1 protein-coding gene and 2 pseudogenes are annotated in these 2,869 nt (G+C 62.8%); 2 read left to right on the forward strand and 1 reads right to left on the reverse strand.

The window, feature by feature from the left end; all coding sequences use genetic code 11:
• Positions 1-430: 430 nt before the first annotated feature.
• Positions 431-1,053 (reverse strand): annotated as a pseudogene (locus ACWDUA_RS25500) (transposase); the annotation flags it as partial.
• 27 nt (positions 1,054-1,080) lie between these two features.
• On the opposite strand from ACWDUA_RS25500, the pseudogene ACWDUA_RS25505 reads away from it, so the two are divergent.
• Positions 1,081-1,278 (forward strand): annotated as a pseudogene (locus ACWDUA_RS25505) (transposase); the annotation flags it as partial.
• 208 nt (positions 1,279-1,486) lie between these two features.
• Positions 1,487-2,869, forward strand: a 1,383-nt coding sequence (locus ACWDUA_RS25510) for an IS21/IS408/IS1162 family transposase (protein WP_449753815.1), incomplete at its 3' end; no start/stop codon positions are given.

A 2,869-nucleotide genomic window follows, 5' to 3' on the forward strand; every position in this document is an offset into this window, starting at 1 on the left:
CGATCTGGTCCGATTGATGACTTCGCAATCTCAATCATCCCAGGTCAGGGCACCATTCTTCACTCACGACACGAAATCAGCGTGAAAGCACGAGGCTAGCTTGCTAGGAGACTGCTGAAATAGTCGCGGCTGGTTCGGCGTGTGTGATCGCGTTGTGTCTGCTCGGCTGGGATCCTGGTGGGTATGTAGGGTAAGGCCGATCGGCAGGGTGAGTTTCTCGACGTGAGGTCGCTGGTCGGGCATCTACTCGCCAAGGGGTCGGTGTTCGCGTTCTTGGCTGAGCATCGGCAGCGGTTGTTCCCTGCGGAGATATTCGTGGAGTTGTTTCCCTGGGGGCTGTTCGAAAAATGGACTTCGGGTACCACTCCGCTACCGGCCGCCGGCGACCACCCACCCGAGCCACCGGTGAGGGGTGTCCCAGTGGTGCCGGTCAAGCAGCAGCTGCTACCAGACGATCTGCCCCCAAGGCCTTGAACAGGTTCTGAGTCAACGCATGGAACGTGAATTCCGCTGTTGCACGACGTTGTCCACGACTGGTGAACCGGCGGAAACCCAGATTGTGTTGGCATTCCCGAACGGCGTCTCAGCAATATGACTCCGCTGCCGGTACAGTGCGGCACCCTCAGCCGTGGCCAACCGGTGAGCCATCTGCTCGACCGGAGTGGCATCCGAGGGAGGTGGCCCGACAGTCGGCTGGTCACGGGCAGTGCGATTGAGCTCGCGAGACTTCGCCGTCGCGATCAGCCGGTCAGGACCAGCGGCGGTCAACGCTTCCTCGGACAGATACCCGGCATCGGCAAGAATGACACCAATACCGTTGGCCTGGGCCCCTTCTGGTCGTCCCGCATCGACGACTTCGGCAGCCGCAACGGCCCGCTTACTCATGCCGACGAACATTGCACCATCAGACGGATTGTTGGAAACCTCGGCAGCGATGATCGCACCATCCGAACTCGTCACTGCCTGACAGTTGTAACCCTGAACCCACCCGCCCCCACGCATCGGCATCGACCGCGACTGCGGATCAGTCATATTACGTTGCGGTCCATCCGATTTACCCCAGGATCAGACGCTGCAGCGGCGACGGCCTGCTCGGCGCGTGTGATCGCCGCATCGAGTCGGGCACGGGCCTGCACGACCGTCACCGCTTGTGGTGGCGATCGGGGTGTCGATCGACGGTACCCGCGAGGTCCTCGGTACCGCGGTCGGTGATAGTGAGTTGTTCGAGTTCTGGCGTGCTAGTTCCGCGCGAGCCTCAAGGCCCGGGGTGTCAGCGGACATGGAAAACTGCCCATGGGCGGTCACGAAAGTGCCCACTGACGGCCAGTAAGGGCTGCCCATGGGCGGTCATGAAAATGCCCGCGTGCGGACACGATTTTGCCCACTTCGGTCTCATCCATCCCGGCGCGTCTGCGCTGCGAGGGTCTCTCCCGGTGGTTTCGATGGCGATGCCACTCGTATCGAACGCCACCGGGAGAGACCCACCTTGAAGTCTGACGGAGAACTCATGGACATACTCAATGCCTACGACCTGACCGGCTCCTACCGGGCCGCGGCCGCACTCTGCGGATGCAGCCACCACACCGTCAAACGAGCGGTGGACCAGCGAGCTACGGGGCTGTCACCAGCCACACGCCGAGCCCGGCTCATCGATGATCACCTCCCCAAACTTGAGCAGTGGGTGACCGAGTCAAAAGGCAAGATCCGCGCCGACAAAACCCACGAGAAACTCGTGGCGCTGGGCTTCACCGGCACCGAACGTACCACACGCCGCGCCCTCGCTGAAGTGAAAACCCAATGGCGACTGGGTAATACACGAGTACACCGCCCCTGGATCACCGAACCCGGCCTGTGGTTGCAATACGACTTCGGTGACGGGCCAGTCGTGGAGGACCGCAAAGTGGTGCTACTGGTGGCATGGCTGGCTTGGTGCCGCTACCGGGTGGTCATCGCGTTACACGATCGGACCGCACCATCGGTGTTCGCCGGCCTGGACAGGGTGTTCCGGCTCGTCGGGGGCGCTCCGACGTATGTGCTGACCGACAACGAGAAAACCGTCACCACCGGCCACGTGGCCGGGGTACCGGTACGTAACCGAGCTGCGGTGTCGTTCGGACGGTTTTACGGGGTCAGCGAGCCGGCCGACCCGGCCTCCAAAGGTGGGGTGGAGAACGCGGTGAAACTCGCCAAAGCCGATATCGTGCCGACCCAGACGAACCTGCTCGAGGCCTACGCCACGTTCGCCGACGTCGAAGCAGCGTGTGCGCAGTTCATGCTCGAGATCAACGACCGGGAACATCGAACGACCCGACGACGGCCGGTCGAGATGCTCGCCGAGGAACGGCTACGGCTACATCCACTCCCGCCGGTACCGCACACCGCAGGACTCGGAGTGACTCGCCGGGTACCCGACAACACTCCGATGATCACCTTCGAACATGGTCAATACTCTGTTCCGGCAACACTGCTGGGGCAGTCGGTGTGGGTCCGCAACCATCCCGGTAACAACAAAGTGATCGTGTGCGCCCTCGACGACGGTGGACCGGTCGAGGTGGCCCGGCATACCCGAACCACCCCGGGGATCCCCGCTATCGACGACACCCATTTCCCCGGACATCAACCAAAAATACCGGGCGACTACAGGATTCGTGCCCGCACCACCGACGAACGCGCATTCCTCGAGATCGGCGACGGAGCCCGGCTATGGCTCAAAGAAGCTGCCGCCGCCGGTACCGAGCGGATGTACCAGAAAATGGCGCACGCGGTGGAACTGGCCGCCCTACACGGCGGTAACGATGTGGACTGGGCGTTGGGGCATGCCGCGGTCCACGGCCGGTTCGCCACCGGCGACCTCGACTCGATACTGGCC

It is taken from the genome of Gordonia sp. NPDC003376 (assembly GCF_053589235.1).